The sequence below is a fragment of the Comamonas sp. Y33R10-2 genome (assembly GCF_019355935.1).
Classification (GTDB): domain Bacteria; phylum Pseudomonadota; class Gammaproteobacteria; order Burkholderiales; family Burkholderiaceae_C; genus Comamonas.
Map to the genome: position 1 here is coordinate 2,009,536 of NZ_CP079925.1, position 17,527 is coordinate 2,027,062.

Annotated in this window: 13 protein-coding genes; 3 read left to right on the forward strand and 10 right to left on the reverse strand. The window is 55.7% G+C overall.

Going from position 1 to position 17,527, the window contains the following annotated elements:
• Positions 1 to 169 precede the first annotated feature (169 nt).
• Entirely contained in the window at positions 170 to 1,651 is a 1,482-nt protein-coding gene (locus KUF54_RS09005) for a Ppx/GppA phosphatase family protein (RefSeq protein ID WP_219342447.1), read from the forward strand.
• Between the two features lie 172 nt (positions 1,652 to 1,823).
• Here the strand turns inward: KUF54_RS09005 and ppk1 are convergent, their stop codons facing one another.
• The 5 genes from ppk1 to KUF54_RS09030 all read right to left on the reverse strand — a co-directional run bounded on the left by ppk1 (position 1,824) and on the right by KUF54_RS09030 (position 9,493).
• Complete coding sequence (gene ppk1 / locus KUF54_RS09010; protein WP_219346341.1) at positions 1,824 to 3,896, reverse strand: polyphosphate kinase 1; 2,073 nt, start codon at positions 3,894 to 3,896, stop codon at positions 1,824 to 1,826.
• Positions 3,897 to 4,335: 439 nt separating this feature from the next.
• Positions 4,336 to 5,670, reverse strand: coding sequence for a phosphoglucosamine mutase (gene glmM / locus KUF54_RS09015; RefSeq protein WP_219342448.1), 1,335 nt, complete (start codon positions 5,668 to 5,670; stop codon positions 4,336 to 4,338).
• Positions 5,671 to 5,730: 60 nt separating this feature from the next.
• Positions 5,731 to 6,579 carry a dihydropteroate synthase gene (gene folP, locus KUF54_RS09020; protein WP_219342449.1) on the reverse strand — a complete coding sequence of 283 codons (849 nt, stop codon included), beginning with the start codon at positions 6,577 to 6,579 and terminating at the stop codon, positions 5,731 to 5,733.
• Between the two features lie 69 nt (positions 6,580 to 6,648).
• Positions 6,649 to 8,571, reverse strand: a complete 1,923-nt coding sequence (ftsH, locus tag KUF54_RS09025; RefSeq protein ID WP_219342450.1) for an ATP-dependent zinc metalloprotease FtsH — start codon at positions 8,569 to 8,571, stop codon at positions 6,649 to 6,651.
• Between the two features lie 259 nt (positions 8,572 to 8,830).
• On the reverse strand, positions 8,831 to 9,493 hold the full coding sequence (locus KUF54_RS09030) for an RlmE family RNA methyltransferase (protein ID WP_219342451.1): 663 nt from the start codon (positions 9,491 to 9,493) through the stop codon (positions 8,831 to 8,833).
• Positions 9,494 to 9,525: 32 nt separating this feature from the next.
• On the opposite strand from KUF54_RS09030, the gene KUF54_RS09035 reads away from it, so the two are divergent.
• The gene (locus tag KUF54_RS09035) at positions 9,526 to 9,990 is read left to right on the forward strand and encodes a YhbY family RNA-binding protein (protein WP_219342452.1); all 465 of its coding nucleotides are present in this window, start codon (positions 9,526 to 9,528) and stop codon (positions 9,988 to 9,990) included.
• A gap of 67 nt (positions 9,991 to 10,057) precedes the next feature.
• Positions 10,058 to 10,816 (forward strand): glycosyltransferase, encoded by a 759-nt coding sequence (locus tag KUF54_RS09040; protein WP_219342453.1) that lies wholly within the window; start codon positions 10,058 to 10,060, stop codon positions 10,814 to 10,816.
• Between the two features lie 110 nt (positions 10,817 to 10,926).
• Here the strand turns inward: KUF54_RS09040 and KUF54_RS09045 are convergent, their stop codons facing one another.
• The 5 genes from KUF54_RS09045 to carA form a co-directional block, all read right to left on the reverse strand.
• The gene (locus KUF54_RS09045; RefSeq protein ID WP_219342454.1) at positions 10,927 to 11,814 is read right to left on the reverse strand and encodes a Kdo hydroxylase family protein; all 888 of its coding nucleotides are present in this window, start codon (positions 11,812 to 11,814) and stop codon (positions 10,927 to 10,929) included.
• A gap of 46 nt (positions 11,815 to 11,860) precedes the next feature.
• Complete coding sequence (locus KUF54_RS09050) at positions 11,861 to 12,280, reverse strand: DUF4149 domain-containing protein (protein WP_219342455.1); 420 nt, start codon at positions 12,278 to 12,280, stop codon at positions 11,861 to 11,863.
• Between the two features lie 126 nt (positions 12,281 to 12,406).
• On the reverse strand, positions 12,407 to 12,883 hold the full coding sequence (greA, locus tag KUF54_RS09055) for a transcription elongation factor GreA (protein ID WP_219342456.1): 477 nt from the start codon (positions 12,881 to 12,883) through the stop codon (positions 12,407 to 12,409).
• A gap of 219 nt (positions 12,884 to 13,102) precedes the next feature.
• Entirely contained in the window at positions 13,103 to 16,354 is a 3,252-nt protein-coding gene (carB, locus tag KUF54_RS09060) for a carbamoyl-phosphate synthase large subunit (RefSeq protein ID WP_219342457.1), read from the reverse strand.
• Positions 16,354 to 17,517, reverse strand: a complete 1,164-nt coding sequence (gene carA, locus KUF54_RS09065) for a glutamine-hydrolyzing carbamoyl-phosphate synthase small subunit (RefSeq protein ID WP_219342458.1) — start codon at positions 17,515 to 17,517, stop codon at positions 16,354 to 16,356. Before carA ends, carB begins: the two co-directional genes overlap by 1 nt.
• Positions 17,518 to 17,527: the final 10 nt, after the last annotated feature.

Below are 17,527 nucleotides of genomic sequence, written 5' to 3' on the forward strand. Positions count from 1 at the left end.
AAATTGCGACACTAGCAAAGAAATGGCTGGCGAATACCTGACTTGACAGAGGTTGAACAGCACCGAAAGCGAGCCAGATCAGCGCCAGTACTGCATATTGCAGAACTTTAGGCGCGGCGCAAAGACACCTTCGCCTACCCCTTAGAACAACATATGGATTGGCGCTGAAATGGCCCCTGAATCACTGCTTGCAGCCGTAGACCTTGGCTCCAATAGCTTTCGCCTCGAGATTGGCCGCATCGGCTCGCACCAGCGCATTGAGCGTGTGGAATACCTTAAAGAAACCGTGCGCCAAGGCAATGGGCTGAACACACGCCATGAACTCTCACGCGAAGCCATGGAACGCGGCTGGGAATGCCTAGCCCGTTTTGGCGAACGCCTGACAGGCTTGAACGCATCACAAGTGCGCGCCGTTGCCACCCAAACCTTGCGCGAAGCCATCAACGCCCAAGAGTTTGTAGATCGCGGCAGCGAGTTACTGGGCTTTCCCATTGAAGTCATCAGCGGCGAAGAAGAAGCAAGGCTAATCTACCGCGGCGTGGCCAGTTCCCTGCCCCCAAGCCAGCAAAAGCGCTTGGTGATTGACATTGGTGGGCGCTCCACCGAAATCATCATCGGCCAGCACAGCCAAGCCCTGCAAGTCGCATCGTTTGCACTGGGTAGCGTCTCTTGGAGCTCGCACTACTTCAGCGATGGTGTACTGAGCAAAGCCAACTTTCAAACCGCAATAGCCGCCGCCAAGCAGACATTGGCCCAAGCCCAGCTAGCCTACCCCGGCACCGCTTGGGACTGCGCATATGCCTCGTCCGGCACGGCCAATGCAGTGGCCGATGCACTCACCGCGCAAGGTCTTGATGGGCGCGTGATTACGCCAGCCAAGCTGCACCACCTTTATTCGCAGTTGCTTGAGTTAGGCCACATCGACAAGCTGCGCCTGCCCGGCCTCAAAGAAGACCGCCGCGCCGTTGTGGCAGGCGGCATCAGCGTGATGATGGCCGTGGTGGACTTACTGGGCATTACTGAGTTAGAAGTCGCACAAGGGGCGCTGCGCCAAGGCGCTTTGCATGATTTGCTGGATCATGAGCCCCCTGCTGACAAGGAAGCCGCTGAAATCAGCGGCCTGCAGCAAGATTTTGGCGTGGACGAAGCCCATGCACAGCGCGTGCAGCGCGTAGCCCGCGAGTTGCTGCAACAGATACAGCCCGCTGCGCCCTCGCCTCTGGCAAGCAAAGCGCTGGACATTGCAGCGCAGATGCATGAAGTGGGCATGCGCGTAGCGCTGAGCAACTATCACCGCCACGGCGCTTACATTACCGAGCATTGCAGCCAAGCCACTTGGGAGCCGGAGCTGCGCGAGCGCATATGCCAGCTAGTGCTAGGCCACCAAGGCAAGCTGCGCAAACTCGAAGCCGTCATAGACGATCCGCAAGTGGCTTTGCCCCTGATCGCTCTGCGCCTTGCCGTGCTGCTGTGTCATACGCGGCGCAACCCGGACATGCAGGGCATTGCGCTCAAACGAGTCGGTACAGAGTTGCGCCTGAGCACGCCTGACGGCTGGATGCGGACCTATCCTCAGTCAGCCCGTTTGCTGGACGAAGAAGCTACCGCTTGGAGCAAATCACCCTGGAGCCTGAAGCTACTTATGCGTTAAACCAATCAGTCCGTATGGCAGATAGGGAAACACAAAGGGACTGCGCAGTGCAGTCCCTTTTTATTAGGCCTCTATTAAATGAATAGCAACATGTCCCATGCAATCATTGAGGTCAGGGAAAAAGAATGCTCAATCCCTTAAAAGACAAAGACTAACAGTTCATCTTTTAAAGTTACTTAACCACCTTCTGAGCCCTGTAGCGCGCCATCAACGCCTGCTGCGCACCTTTGCCGCCCAACGGATTCAGAGGCTTTTGGTAAATACCCGAGGCATCGAGCAGCCACGCATCACGGTCATCGCCCATATAGGCCACCAGGCACTCGTCGATCACACGTTGGCGCAGCTTCTTATCCAGCACCGGCCAGGCCAGCTCCACACGGCTGAGCATGTTGCGGTTCATCCAGTCAGCGCTGGACAGTAGCAGCTCTTCCTCATTCCCCCAAGAGAAGTAGAAAACGCGTGAATGCTCCAGAAAGCGCCCAATGATGGAGCGCACGCGGATGTTGTCCGTCACACCCGGGCGCTGCGCCGGCAACATGCAGCTGCCGCGCACGATGAGATCAATCTGCGCGCCCTTTTGCCCTGCGGCAACCAGCGCGCGTATCAGCGGCTCATCGGTCAGCGCATTCATCTTGAGCACCATGCGCGAGCGCTCGCCACGGGCCGCAGCAGCAGCCACTTTGTCAATCAACTCAAGCATGCGGCTTTGCAGATGAAACGGCGCCATGACCAGTTTTTGCAGCTTGGGCAGAGTGTTGTGGCTGGAGAGATGGCGAAACACGGCATCCATATCAGCCGTAATTTCTGCATTGCAGGTCAGCTGGCTGATGTCGGTATAAAGCCTTGCGCTGCGTGCGTTGTAATTGCCCGTAGACAGATGGGCGTAACGCTTGAGCTGGTTGGTGCGCTTTTCTCGGCGCGTAATCAGCAGCATCTTGGCGTGAGTCTTAAGGCCGACCACGCCATAGACCACCTGCACGCCCAGTGATTCCAGCTTCTCGGCCCAGTTGATATTGGCCTCTTCATCAAAGCGCGCTTTAAGCTCCAGCACCGCCAGCACTTCTTTGCCACGACTCACGGCCTCGGCCAGCAAATTCATGATTTCTGAATCAATGCCGGTGCGGTAAATCGTCTGCTTGATGGCCAACACCTGCGGGTCGTTAACCGCCTCGCGCAGCAACTCCAGCACGGCATCAAAGCTCTCAAAGGGTTGATGAATGATGATGTCGCTCTTGCGCATCTGAGCCAAGATAGAACGTCCGGGTGTGAGCTGCGTGGGCCATGCAGGCTTCCATTTGGGGAACAGCAAGGCGTGGTCATCCACCAGATCAATCAGCTGCATCTGACGCACCAGATTGACAGGCCCTTTGACGCGGAACAGCGCCTGCGCTGGCAGGCCATATTGCTCTAGCAATAAATCAGACAGCTCTACCGAGCACGACGATGATACTTCCAGACGCACCGCCTGACCATAGTGCCGGTGATGCAGTCCTTGGCGCAGCGCCATGCGCAAATCAACTACATCATCATCATCTACGGCCAAGTCAGAGTGGCGCGTGGCCCGAAACTGAGAGAACTCCGATACCTCGCGGCCGGGAAACAATTCAGCCAAATGCGCCCGCACCACGCTGGAGATGCTGACAAACAGTTTTTGCTTGCCCGAGATTTTTTCTGGCACCCGAATCAGCCGTGGCAAAACCCGTGGCACTTTGACAATCGCAACTTCATTGGCACGCCCAAAGGCATCCACGCCATTGAGGCGCACAACGAAGTTCAATGCCTTGTTTGCCACTTGCGGGAAAGGATGGGAAGGATCGAGCCCCACCGGCATCAGCAAAGGCTGAACTTCACGCAAGAAATAATCACGCACCCACTTGCGCTGCGCCGCGCTGCGGTCACCATGCGAGATCAGGCGAATAGCATGCTTGTTGAACGCGGGAATAATGGACTGGTTATAAAGCTGGTACTGCTTGGCCACCAGGCTATGCGCCGTGGCCATCAGCCTCTCAAAGCTGGCAATCGTATAAGTGCCGACTTCATCTCCAGCCTTAGCTGCTGAGACATGGGGGGCACAACGCACTTCAAACCATTCGTCCAGGTTGGATGAAACAATGCACAGATAGCGCAGTCGTTCAAGCAGAGGAACGTCTTCACGCTCGGCCCAACTCAAAACCCGCTCATTAAAAATGAGTATGTTTTGATCACGGTCCAGAAGTTCTAGAGTCGACTCAATCACAGGGGGCATGGCAACCTCAGTCTTAGGCGCTGCACGACGTCTGCGCGGCGCTTTGGTGACAGATTTGACCGGCTCAGCCAAAGCCTTACCGATCGTTCCATGTTGCCCGCCAGCCTGAGGTTTCGCAACCGCAGCCAACCCAATGCGCGGCACTTTTTCATTAGGTATATGAAGATCGTGAGCCAGCTCCTGTGGCATGGGAACTGTTTCCCCAACTTTTGCGCGTACAGACAAGGGCAGCGCCGAAACCTCTTCAGCCAAAGCCGTTACGGGGGCGAGAAAAGAAGATGCAAAGCCAGAACCGGCTTGAGTGGATTGGGTCATGAGTCAACAACGGCATACACAGCCTGAAGCGCCCTTAAGGGCATGCCTACAGTCTGCCGCCGATTTATGTCAATCACATGACCAATTAATGACACTGAAGACTGTCTATGACAGTCTTCACTCTTTAACTGGCCCTGACAACTGCAGCGAGTCGCTCTGCACAAGCGCTGGCCGTAGCGGCATCTTGAGCTTCGACCATGACACGAACCAGAGGTTCCGTCCCACTGGCGCGGATCAAAACACGGCCTGCGTTCCCTAGCAGGGTTTCAACTTCTGCCTGCTCTATGGGCAGCTGCTGGTTGCTTTTCCAATCTTGACCCGGCTGCAAACGCACATTGACCATGACCTGAGGGAACAGCGTCACTTTCTCCAGCCACTGTGCAATCGTCTTGTTAGAACGCACGCAAGCCTGCAGCACCTGCAAAGCACTGACCAGACCATCACCGGTGGTGTGCTTGTCCAGTGCCAGCAGATGGCCCGAGCTTTCACCGCCCAGTTGCCAGCCGTTGGCTTTCAGCGCTTCCAGCACATAACGATCACCCACCTTGCTGCGCACAAAGCCTATACCCTGCGCTTTGATGGCCAGCTCCACTGCCATATTGGTCATCAAGGTGCCTGCCACGCCGGACACTTCACCACCTGCGGCCAGACGGTCAGCCGCCATGAGATACAGCAGCTCGTCTCCGTTGTAGAGACGGCCTTGAGCATCCACCAACTGCAAGCGGTCAGCATCACCATCCAGCGCAACGCCATAGTCGGCATTATTGGCGCGCACAGCTTTCACCAGCGCCTCAGGGTGGGTTGCACCCACACCTTCGTTGATATTCAGGCCGTCTGGCGAGCAGCCAATTGCCACCACATTCGCGCCCAATTCATGAAAAACCTTAGGCGCAATTTGGTAGGCGGCGCCATGCGCCGCATCGACCACGATCTTCAGTCCGCGCAGCGACAAACTTGAGTCGAACGTGCTTTTGCAAAATTCTATATAGCGGCCCGCTGCATCTGACAAGCGCTGCGCCTTACCCAGCGAAGCAGACTCTGCCCAGACAGGCTCTTCCTTCAACGCAGCCTCGACCTCTTCTTCCCAAGCATCAGACAGCTTGGTGCCTTCGGCGCTGAAGAATTTGATGCCGTTGTCATAAAACGGGTTGTGACTGGCGCTGATCACCACACCCAAACTGGCGCGCTGAGCCCTCGTCAAGTAGGCCACGCCAGGTGTGGGTAAAGGCCCCAGCAGCATCACATCAACGCCAGCCGAGTTAAAGCCAGACTCCAGCGCACTCTCAAGCATGTAACCAGAAATACGTGTGTCTTTGCCGATCAACACAAGTGGACGCTCTTGTGTACGTCGCAGCACACGCCCCACCGCATGTGCCAAGCGCAGTGCAAAATCTGGCGTAATTGGCGACTTGCCGACCGTGCCGCGAATCCCATCCGTGCCGAAATACTGACGTGCCATGTTCTTTTTTCCTTTTACTGATTCAGTGTTCTTGCTTTAGCGTGTTGTGAAGGCTCTTACTCAAACCTTCATTGCGTCTTGGTCATGCATGGCCTGCCAAATAGATATCGCAGCCACAGTGTCCTTCACATCATGCACGCGCACTATGCGCGCACCACGCTCAACCGCCAGTAAGGCTGCAGCCACACTGGGCACTATGCGCTCTTCTAACGGCAGACCAGAAGCCTGCCCCAAAGAGCCCTTGCGTGACCAGCCAGCAAGAAGCGGAAAGTCTAGACCTAGCAGCGTCTGCTGATGTGCAAGCAAGGAAAAATTTTGTGCCACGCTTTTGCCAAAGCCAATGCCGTAATCCCAGACGATGCGTGAACGCTCAACACCCGCATTAAGCAAGGGTTGTGTGACTTGCCGCAAAAAATCTGCGACCTGAGCCACTGCGTTGCCTTGCATGTGATCGAGGTGCATCTCCTGGGGATTCTTGTGCATATGCATCAAACAAACACCGCATTTGCCGTGCTTACTCACTACCTCAAAAGCACCCGGCTGGCGTAGCGCCCAGATGTCATTGATGATGTCAGCGCCCATATCCAAAGCAGCTTGCATTACCTGTGGCTTATAGGTATCGACCGAGATCGGCACATTAAGTTTGACCGCTTCTCGCAGCATCGGCAGCACACGATCTAGCTCATCTTGCAAACTGACAGCAGGTGACCCCGGCCTGGTGGACTCGCCTCCAATATCCAGAATATGCGCGCCCTGCTTTAAGAGCAGCTCTGCATGAGCCATCGCTTGAGACACTCTTGCGTGCTTGCCGCCATCAGAAAAAGAATCGGGCGTTACATTCACAATGCCCATGACTTGGGGCTTATCAAGTTGCAAAAGAAAACGCGATGTTTGCCACTGTTGCGACATAAGAATCCGATCTCAGAAAATGAAAAAACAAAAGGCCCCTAAGGACCTTTTGTTCGTGTGCATCAGTTTTTAAGCTGTTGTTGGTGCAGCATCTGCACTTGCTGCTGGCGTACCGCCCGACGAGTTTCCGTCATCGGATGAAGGAGGATTGCGAGGCGTCCAATCCTTGGGAGGGCTGGGCTGTTTACCAGCCATGATGTCATCCAACTGCTGAGCATCAATGGTTTCCCAGTCAAGCATAGCCTTGGCCATGGCATGCATCTTGTCACTATTGTCTTCAATCAACTTGCGCGCCAGTGTGTACTGCTCGTCAATGATGCGGCGAACCTCATCATCCACCTTTTGCATAGTCGCTTCAGACAAGCTAGAGCCGCGGCTGAAGGAACGGCCCAAGAAAGGCTCACCTTCTTGCTCGGAGTAAACCATCGTGCCTAGAGCCTCCGTCATGCCGTAGCGCGTAACCATGTCACGGGCAATTTGCGTCGCACGCTCAAAGTCATTCGATGCGCCAGTGGTCATCTGGTGCATAAAAACTTCTTCAGCAATACGACCGCCAAACAACATAGCGATTTGGTTGAGCATGAACTCCTTGTCATAGGAGTAACGGTCCTTCTCAGGCAAACTCATCGTCACACCCAGCGCACGGCCACGTGGAATGATGGTGACTTTGTGTACCGGGTCACACTTAGGCAGCAACTTACCGATCAGTGCGTGGCCTGCTTCATGGTAGGCCGTGTTGCGGCGCTCTTCTTCAGGCATGACCATGCTCTTGCGCTCAGGGCCCATGATGATCTTATCTTTGGCCTTTTCGAAGTCTTGCATCTCAACAGTGCGCGCATTGCGGCGGGCAGCCATCAGGGCAGCTTCGTTACACAGGTTAGCCAGATCAGCGCCAGACATACCAGGTGTGCCACGCGCAATGATCGCGGGGTTCACGTCTTGGCCGACAGGGATCTTGCGCATGTGTACGTTCAGGATCTGCTCACGGCCACGAATATCGGGCAGCGTCACATAAACCTGACGGTCAAAACGCCCAGGGCGCAGCAAAGCGGCATCCAGAATGTCTGGGCGGTTGGTTGCAGCCACCACGATCACGCCAAGATTGGTCTCAAAACCGTCCATCTCAACCAGCATCTGGTTGAGAGTTTGCTCGCGCTCATCGTTACCGCCACCCATGCCTGCGCCACGCTGGCGGCCCACGGCATCGATTTCATCGATAAAAATAATGCAAGGGGCATTCTTCTTGGCATTTTCGAACATGTCGCGAACACGGGCAGCACCCACGCCGACGAACATTTCTACGAAGTCAGAACCCGAGATGGAGAAGAAAGGAACCTTGGCTTCACCCGCAATGGACTTAGCCAGCAAAGTCTTACCTGTACCAGAAGGGCCGACCAGCAACAAACCGCGAGGAATGCGACCACCCAGCTTTTGAAACTTGTTAGGGTCCCGCAAGAAGTCAACGACTTCTTTGACTTCTTCTTTAGCTTCGTCAGCACCTGCAACATCCGCAAAAGTAACAGTATTGCTGTTCTCGTCGAGCATGCGGGCCTTGGACTTACCAAAACTAAACGCACCACCCTTGCCGCCGCCTTGCATTTGACGCATGAAGTAAACCCATACGCCAATCAGCAGCAGCATAGGGCCCCAGCTGACGAGCAGGGACATCAGCAGCGAGCCTTCTTCACGCGGCTTCACGTCAAACTTGACGTTGTTATTGATCAGATCGCCAACCAGTCCACGGTCAAGGAACGTAGCTGTGGTGCGAATCTTGCGATCGTCAGTTGTGGTCGCAACGACCTCAGTGCCGCCAGCACCTTCCTGAATAGTTGCAGCTTTAATACGGTTACTGCGAACCTGCTCCAGGAATTCCGAGTAGCCAACATTAGATGCACCACCGGCGCCTCGGGTGTCAAACTGTTTGAACACAGTAAACAGCACCATGGCAATGACAAGCCAGACGGCGACTTTTGAAAACCACTGATTGTTCAAGCGGGGCTCCAAAGGAATATTCAGATGAAAAGGTTCAGAAGAGAACTTCTAAACCTAGTTGAGGCTCATTTTAGGTCTTTCAAGCGCCAAGGACGGCTATTTCACCCTATTGCAGCCATAGGCAGAATGCAGTCTTGCGTCAAAAATGAGCTAAGCCAATGATTTATCAATGCTTTACGCTATCATTTTCATTGGCCTTAGTGACCCAGGCATCAAAGAAAATGACCCTAGAACCTGTTTACACAGTGAGTTACAGCGCTCAGGTGGACTGCTTCAATCCTACCCCCACCAAAAAGATCTCGGAAGATCGATCGCGCGACGCCTTGGGTTTGATCGGTTTGACGAGTTTAAAGGTCTGCTTGAACAAGTCGACCAATTCGTTATAGCCGCTTCCATGAAAGAGTTTGACCACCAATGTCCCTTCAGGCTTCATATTATTGATCGCAAACTCAACCGCCATTTCGATCAGCAAAGCAACCCGCGCACCATCGGTTACCCCACTGCCTGAAAGGTTGGGCGCCATGTCCGAAACCACGACATCAGCCTTGCCGCCTTGCATGGCTTCCTCAAGCTGAGCCAATACCGACTCCTCGCGAAAATCACCTTGAATGTATTGCACGCCCTCGATAGGGTCCATTGGCAACAAGTCCAGAGAGATGATGCGGCCATTCAACTCACCCACAGCAGCACCTGTGGGCGAGAGGCGACGGCGCACATACTGGCTCCATGCACCTGGGGTGCAACCTAAGTCAACCACAGTGTGGCCAGGCTTAATGAGCTTGAAAGACTCATCAATTTCCTTGAGTTTGTAGGCCGCGCGAGCGCGGTAGCCATCCTTTTGAGCAGCTTTTACATACGGATCATTGAGGTGATCGTGCAGCCAATTCTTATTGACCTTCTTACTTTTAGTTTTCGTTTTCATACCTAGATTCTCGCAGCCTTGATAATACGGGTATGTCCCAAATTGAATTAACTCCTGCCCAGCGCCGGGAACACCGCGCTGAAGCCCACCATTTGGACCCTGTTGTCCTCATCGGTGGCGATGGTCTGACCCCTGCTGTACAGAAGGAAGTAGACGCCGCACTCAATGCCCATGGCCTGATCAAGGTCCGCGTTTTTGGCGATGACCGTGCCAGCCGTGAGCAAATCTATATGAAGCTTTGCGACGAACTTGGTGCAGCGCCTATTCAGCACATCGGCAAATTGCTGGTGCTGTGGCGCCCTATTCCTGAAAAGGAACGCCAGCACGACGAAGACCGCATGCCCGGCCCTCGCGATATCAAGGTACTGAAGTTTGGCCGTACCGGCTCCAAGCCTGAAGTCAAGCAACTGCGCGTACTGGGTAACCAGCGCCTGACCGCTGGCGGTACCATCAAGCGCGCCAAGCCTAAGCAAAAGTCGATCAAACGAGGCCGCTAAGCGGGATCTTTAAGATCCGCAGCACACCGCTTATTTGCTAATTTCTTCGCTGAGACCGCTTTTACCCATGGTTCAGACCACACAGCAGCAACGCCACATTCTTTGCATGAAATGGGGTACCAAATACGGCCCAGAGTACGTCAATCGACTCTACGCCATGGTGCGCCGCCATCTCAGCGGAGATTTTCGCTTTGTCTGCCTGACCGACAACACCGAAGGGATTCGCCCTGAGGTGGAGTGCTTGCCCATTCCAGACTTGAACATTCACCTGGCGCCCGGCCAGCGTGATGGGGCTTGGAAAAAACTCACCACTTTTGAGCGTGATTTGCACGGACTCAAGGGGCAGGCGTTATTCCTTGACCTAGATGTGGTTATTGTCGGTAGCATGGATGAGTTCTTTGCCCTGCCCGGTGAATTTCGCATCATCCACGACTACCCACGCTTTTGGCGCTTTGGTGAACGCATTGTCGGCAACTCCTCGGTTTACCGTTTTGAGTTAGGCGCGCATGCTGATGTTCTGGAGAATTTCCGCGCTAACACCGAAGAAATGCAGGCCAAGTACCGCAATGAGCAAGAGTATTTGTCGCACTTTTTGCACAAGCAAGGCAAGCTGGATTACTGGCCTGCGGCTTGGTGCCCCAGCTTCAAGTACTACTGCATTCCGACTTGGCCTAGCAATTACTGGAAAGAGCCTGTACCGCCCGCCAACGCGTGCGTTGTGATCTTTCACGGTGAGGTGAATCCACCCGACGCCTTGGAAGGCCGTCGCAACAAGCGCTTTCGTCATATCGAACCCGCAAAATGGATCGAAAAGGCATGGGGCTGATCTCTCACCTCTGATAGCTGCATTGCTTGCAGCCAAAACAAAAGGCGTTGACCACAAGGTTCAACGCCTTTTTTGTTGCGCGCTTCGCGCTACAAAGGGGAGAGCACAGCCTACTTGCGGTGCTTGGCATCCACCAGCGGACGACCCTTCATTCGCGAAAGGATAGACAGTGGGCTGGCGGCAGGGTTGTATTCGCTGCCCGGCGGCAAAAACAAAGTCTGCTCCAGCATGTACTGGCCGGACATCACCGCGTGCACGGCCTGATCGGAGAAACACACCCAGGTCGAACCCGCAGCAAACGGCACAGTCTCCTGCGGCGCATTTTGCTGGTAGTCCATATCGCCCTTCATGCCGTCGTGCAGTTGCAGCATCAGGTGATCGTATTCGCTGCGATAAGACTTGGTCACATGCAGCAGCTCCAGCGCCTTGGCTTGCCAGGCGCTGTAGGGCTTGGCACGCGGCACAAAGCGCTTGGCAACATCGGTGAAGGGCTCACCCACACGCCACACGCGCGGCTGGCCTGCGGGGTTCACATTGGTGAAGACTCGCAAGATGCGCTCGCCGTAATTAGGGCGTGATGGGAAAGCATCCACATGCATGCGCTTGTCATCCGCACGCCAAGACTGGGCGCGGCTTTCAACTTGCGAGGGGCGGTAGCTGGTGGGCGCCATGCGCACCACAGGCATGTAATCAGGGAACAAGCCTGCGATCAGGGCTGTGGCCTGATCTCGAAAGCGGCCCACCATGGCAGCTACCTGCTTTTGCGTGGCTTCATCGCCTGCAACGCCCTTGATTGAGCCATCAACATTGAGGCTGATATTGCGCGCCTTGGGGTCGCGCACATCGGGGCGAAGCAGCGTTTTTTCCTGCTCGGTCAACTGAAAGGTCAGTTGCGGGAAATACAGCAACTTGCCCGCCTCAACAGCAGCAGTCCATTCATCGCGACACTGAACACCCGTCCAGTCAGTCGCGTCGATTTTTACGATTTGAGATTCCATGGCCTTGGCAGTTTACTCCCAGCCGCTTTACTGGGCTTGGGCTGAATCAAGCTTGCTTACGAGCACCTGCAACGCGCCATAACACGATAGCGGCACACAGCCACTGCAGGGCATACATACCGGTGCCCACGCTGTGCCAGAGCTTGAGGTTTTCACGCGCAACAATTTTGGGCGACACGCCATACTGGACCATCAAGGCCAGCAACATGCCTGCGATCACAAAACCGATAGCTGCTTGTGCCCACTCTTCAATCTTTTCAGCATGCCTACGCTTTGAAAAGACCAGTAAAAGCGCACAGCATGCTATAGAAATCCATGTTTGCGCCGCAAACAATTTGGCCGCCATAAAGCCCGCCATCGCCGGAGCGGGCAGATTGGCAAACAGCATGGGCACAGCCACAAAGCCGATAGAGCACAAACTACCCCACCACAAAGCAGCCAGAAAAACAGGAAAACGTTTAAACATAGTCAGCGGTCCTCAACACAGCAGGGCACATGTCAGTGATGCCAAGCAAGAGCCGCCTCGCGGCGAAGGCATCGTCCCCCTCCGCGAAGCAGAGAGGGGGAAGGCGCGCAGCGCCTCAGGGGGTGCTTAGATGTACTTTACGCCGACAATTTCGTAGCGACGCACCCCACCTGGGGCTTGCACAACAGCGACATCACCCTCTTCCTTGCCAATCAAGGCGCGGGCAATGGGGCTGGAGACATTGATGAGACCGAACTTTAAATCCGCTTCGTCTTCACCCACGATTTGGTAGGTCACCTTAGTGCCGCTGTCTTCGTCTTCCAAGTCAACGGTGGCACCAAACACGATGCGACCACCCGCATCCAAAGATGTCGGGTCAATGATTTGCGCGGCAGACAGCTTGCCTTCCACCTCAATAATGCGACCTTCGATAAAGCCTTGCTCATCCTTGGCGGCTTCGTATTCTGCGTTTTCGCTCAAATCACCTTGTGCGCGTGCTTCAGCAATGGCTTGAATGATGGCGGGGCGCTCTACAGTTTTCAGACGTTGCAGTTCTGCCTTGAGCTTTTCCGCTCCGCGTGTCGTGATTGGGATGGTGGCCATGATCGAGTCTCCAAATTCAGCAAACACCGCGCAGTGCGCGGCACTTCTCGCACAGATCTGCCTGACCACGTCAAACAGGGGCCTGTGCCCCAAAAGCAAACCGCCGCGTGTTGCCGCGCGGCGGTTGAAATACATTAGCGCTGATTATGCCCCGTTTGAGAAGGCAAAACTGCGGTAAAAACCCGGCGACTCATACGAGCCAAGCCGGGTTTAGGCGTTTTAGGCCTTGGTCAACATGGCGTGCAGCTCTTGAACGGAATGCACTTCCAGATTGCCACGCATGGCCTTCATACCTTCAACAGCCGCTTCTGCGCCGAAGATGGTGGTGAAAGTCGTCACACGCGCCAGCAAGGCGCTGGTACGAATCTGACGCGAGTCAGCGATGGCGTTGCGGCGCTCTTCCACGGTGTTGATGACCATGGCGACGTCGCCATTCTTGATCATGTCCACCACGTGAGGGCGGCCTTCAGTGACCTTATTGACGGCCTGAACCGACATGCCCGCTTCTTCCAGCGCAGCCGCTGTACCGCGAGTCGCGCTCAGTTTGTAGCCCATGGCGACCAACTCTTTGGCCACGGCCACGGCACGCGCCTTGTCGTTATTCTTCACCGACAAGAAGACAGTGCCCGTCTCGGGCAGGCTCACACCCGCACCCAACTGGCTCTTAACGAAGGCTTCACCAAAAGTCTTGCCCACGCCCATGACTTCACCAGTGGACTTCATCTCGGGGCCGAGAATGGTGTCCACACCGGGGAACTTCACGAACGGGAACACGGCTTCCTTGACGCTGAAGTAAGGTGGTGTCACTTCCTTGGTCACACCCTGCTCAGCCAGCGTTTGACCAGCCATGCAGCGCGCAGCCACCTTGGCCAGTTGCACGCCGGTCGCCTTAGAGACGAAAGGCACGGTACGCGAGGCACGTGGATTGACTTCCAGCACGTAGATCACGTCCTGGCCGTCTACCTCCTTAATGGCGAACTGCACGTTCATCAGGCCCACCACGCTCAGGCCTTCGGCCATGGCAGCGGTTTGGCGCTTGATTTCGGTGATGGTGTCGGCCTTCAGGTAGTAAGGAGGCAGCGAGCAAGCGGAGTCACCGGAGTGCACGCCAGCTTGTTCGATGTGCTCCATCACGCCGCCGATATACACGGCACCGGTCTTGTCACGCACACAGTCCACATCACACTCAATAGCGTTAGACAGGAAGTGGTCCAGCAGCACGGGAGAGTCGTTGGAGACCTTCACCGCTTCGCGCATGTAGCGCTCCAGATCGCGCTGCTCGTGCACGATTTCCATCGCACGGCCGCCCAGCACATAGGAAGGACGCACCACCAGCGGGTAGCCCAGCGCCGCAGCCTTTTCCAAAGCTTCTGGCTCGGTACGGGCCGTGGCGTTTGGCGGCTGGCGCAGACCCAGCGTATGCAGCATTTGCTGGAAGCGCTCACGGTCTTCCGCCGCATCAATCATGTCGGGCGTTGTGCCGATGATCTTCACGCCTTCAGCTTCCAGACCCAAAGCCAACTTCAAAGGCGTTTGACCGCCGTACTGCACGATCACGCCTTCAGGCTGCTCCACGTCCACGATTTCCAGCACGTCTTCCAGCGTCAAAGGCTCGAAGTACAGGCGGTCGGACGTGTCGTAGTCGGTGGACACGGTTTCAGGGTTACAGTTGACCATGATGGTTTCGTAACCATCTTCGCGCATGGCCATGGCGGCGTGCACGCAGCAATAGTCAAACTCGATACCTTGGCCGATACGGTTCGGGCCACCGCCCAGCACCATGATCTTTTTCTTGTTGGTCGGCGCTGCTTCGCACTCATCATCGTACGTGGAGTACATGTACGCCGTGTTCGATGCGAACTCAGCCGCGCAAGTGTCCACGCGCTTGAACACGGGGCGCACCTTCAGGGCCTTGCGCGCTTCACGCACGGCCTTGTCGGTGGTGTGCAGCAGCTTGGCCAGACGGCGATCCGAGAAGCCCTTTTGCTTCAAAGCGCGCAGGGTGCCGGCATCCAGCGATGCCAAAGCGCCGTCACCCTTGGCGGCAGCGACTTGGTCCAGCTCGAGCTCGATCTTGATGATCTCTTCTATCTGCACCAGGAACCACTTGTCGATCTTGGTGATGTTGTGCACTTCGTCAAGCGTCCAGCCGGCTGCGAAAGCGTCACCCACATACCAGATGCGGTCGGGACCGGGCACGCCCAATTCCTTTTCCAGAATCTCGCGATCCTGGGTTTTTTCGTTCATACCGTCCACGCCTACTTCCAGACCACGCAGGGCTTTTTGGAAGGATTCTTGGAAGGTACGACCCATGGCCATCACTTCGCCCACAGACTTCATCTGTGTGGTCAGGCGGTCATCCGCTGTGGGGAACTTCTCAAATGCGAAACGTGGGATCTTGGTGACCACGTAATCGATCGAAGGCTCGAACGAAGCAGGGGTTGCACCACCGGTGATTTCGTTCTTCAGTTCATCGAGCGTGAAGCCCACAGCCAGCTTGGCCGCGATCTTGGCGATAGGGAAGCCTGTAGCCTTGGAAGCCAGTGCCGACGAACGCGAGACGCGGGGGTTCATCTCAATGACGATCATGCGGCCGTCTTTGGGGTTCACCGAGAACTGCACGTTAGAGCCGCCAGTGTCCACACCGATTTCGCGCAGAACGGCCAGAGATGCGTTACGCATGATCTGGTATTCCTTGTCGGTCAAGGTCTGAGCAGGCGCCACGGTGATGGAGTCACCGGTATGCACACCCATAGGGTCCAAGTTTTCGATGGAGCAAACGATGATGCAGTTGTCAGCGGTGTCGCGCACCACTTCCATCTCGTACTCTTTCCAGCCCAGCAGAGATTCTTCGATCAGCAGCTCGTTGGTAGGCGAAGCCTCCAGACCGCGCTTGCAAATCGTCTCGAACTCTTCTGAATTGTAGGCAATGCCGCCGCCTGTGCCGCCCAGCGTGAAGCTGGGGCGAATGACAGTGGGGAAGCCCATCTCTTTTTGCACAGCCCAAGCTTCGTCCATGGTGTGGGCGATGCCGGAACGTGCGGAGCCCAGACCAATCTTGGTCATGGCGTCCTTGAACTTGGAGCGGTCTTCGGCCTTGTCGATGGCTTCAGGCTTGGCGCCAATCAGTTCGACCTTGTACTTATCCAGCACGCCGTGCTTCCATAAGTCCAGCGCGCAGTTCAGCGCAGTCTGGCCACCCATGGTGGGCAAGATGGCATCGGGACGTTCCTTGGCGATGATCTTCTCGACCGTCCGCCAGGTAATGGGCTCGATGTAGGTGACGTCCGCAGTAGCGGGGTCGGTCATGATCGTGGCAGGGTTGCTGTTGATCAAAATGACCTTGTAACCCTCTTCGCGCAGGGCCTTACAGGCCTGAACGCCGGAGTAGTCAAACTCGCAGGCCTGACCGATCACGATGGGACCGGCGCCAATAATCAGAATGCTTTTTAGGTCGTTGCGCTTAGGCATTAGTTCTTCTCCATCAGCGCGGTGAAGCGGTCAAACAGATAGCCGATATCGTTCGGGCCGGGCGATGCTTCGGGGTGACCCTGGAAGCAGAAGGCAGGAACATCTGTGCGCTCCAAGCCTTGCAGCGTGCCGTCGAACAAGCTGATGTGCGTAGCGCGGGTGTTGGCAGGCAACGATTCCATTTCCACCGCAAAACCGTGGTTCTGGCTGGTAATGCTGACGCGGCCAGTGTCCAAATCCTTGACAGGATGGTTGGCACCGTGGTGGCTGTTTTGCATCTTGAAGGTCTTGGCGCCAGAGGCCAAAGCCATGATCTGGTGCCCCAGACAGATGCCAAACAAAGGCATCTTGGCAGCCATGATCTCTTGCGCAGCAGCAATGGCGTAGTCGCAAGGTGCGGGGTCGCCAGGGCCGTTGGACAGGAACACGCCATCGGGGTTCATCGCCAGCACTTCCTTGGCAGGAGTCTGGGCAGGCACCACGGTCACGTCGCAGCCGCGCTCGGCCAGCATGCGCAGAATGTTCTTTTTCACGCCGAAGTCATAGGCCACAACCTTGAACTTTGGCGACTCCAGCTTGCCGTAACCCTGACCCAGCTTCCACTCGGTTTCAGTCCATGTGTAAGACTTATCGGTGGTCACTACCTTGGCCAGATCCAGACCCTTCATGCTAGGGGCGGCCTTGGCAGCGGCAATGGCTTCGTCAATCTTGGCTTGCGTCACAGCTTCGCCTGCTGCCAGACCCACAATCGCACCGTTTTGAGCGCCTTGGTCTCGCAGCAAACGAGTCAGCTTGCGGGTATCGATGTTGGCAATGGCAACCGTGCTGTCAGCAATCAGGTATTCCGATAGCGTTTGCTCGCTGCGGAAGTTGCTGGCCAGCAAAGGCAGATTCTTGATGATCAGACCTGCAGCATGGATCTTGTCAGCCTCGACATCCTCAGAGTTGACGCCATAGTTGCCGATATGCGGATACGTGAGAGTTACGATCTGCTGGCAGTAGCTGGGGTCAGTGAGGATTTCTTGATAGCCAGTCAGCGAAGTGTTGAAAACGACTTCACCCACTGTGGTGCCTTGCGCACCAATCGAGTTGCCAATAAAGACCGTGCCGTCTGCGAGCGCCAGAATGGCGGATGGGAAATTTCCCTTGAGAGACAAAAGCACTGGGTTCTCC

Bases quoted from the DNA above. Each gene is read 5' to 3' on its own strand.
- glmM (WP_219342448.1), bottom strand. From the start codon at position 5,670: ATGGCACGTCAGTATTTCGGCACGGATGGGATTCGCGGCACGGTCGGC.
- KUF54_RS09035 (WP_219342452.1), top strand. From the start codon at position 9,526: ATGTCCCAAATTGAATTAACTCCTGCCCAGCGCCGGGAACACCGCGCT.
- carB (WP_219342457.1), bottom strand. From the start codon at position 16,354: ATGCCTAAGCGCAACGACCTAAAAAGCATTCTGATTATTGGCGCCGGT.
- greA (WP_219342456.1), bottom strand. From the start codon at position 12,883: ATGGCCACCATCCCAATCACGACACGCGGAGCGGAAAAGCTCAAGGCA.
- KUF54_RS09045 (WP_219342454.1), bottom strand. From the start codon at position 11,814: ATGGAATCTCAAATCGTAAAAATCGACGCGACTGACTGGACGGGTGTT.
- folP (WP_219342449.1), bottom strand. From the start codon at position 6,579: ATGTCGCAACAGTGGCAAACATCGCGTTTTCTTTTGCAACTTGATAAG.
- KUF54_RS09005 (WP_219342447.1), top strand. From the start codon at position 170: ATGGCCCCTGAATCACTGCTTGCAGCCGTAGACCTTGGCTCCAATAGC.
- KUF54_RS09030 (WP_219342451.1), bottom strand. From the start codon at position 9,493: ATGAAAACGAAAACTAAAAGTAAGAAGGTCAATAAGAATTGGCTGCAC.
- ppk1 (WP_219346341.1), bottom strand. From the start codon at position 3,896: ATGCCCCCTGTGATTGAGTCGACTCTAGAACTTCTGGACCGTGATCAA.
- KUF54_RS09050 (WP_219342455.1), bottom strand. From the start codon at position 12,280: ATGTTTAAACGTTTTCCTGTTTTTCTGGCTGCTTTGTGGTGGGGTAGT.
- KUF54_RS09040 (WP_219342453.1), top strand. From the start codon at position 10,058: ATGGTTCAGACCACACAGCAGCAACGCCACATTCTTTGCATGAAATGG.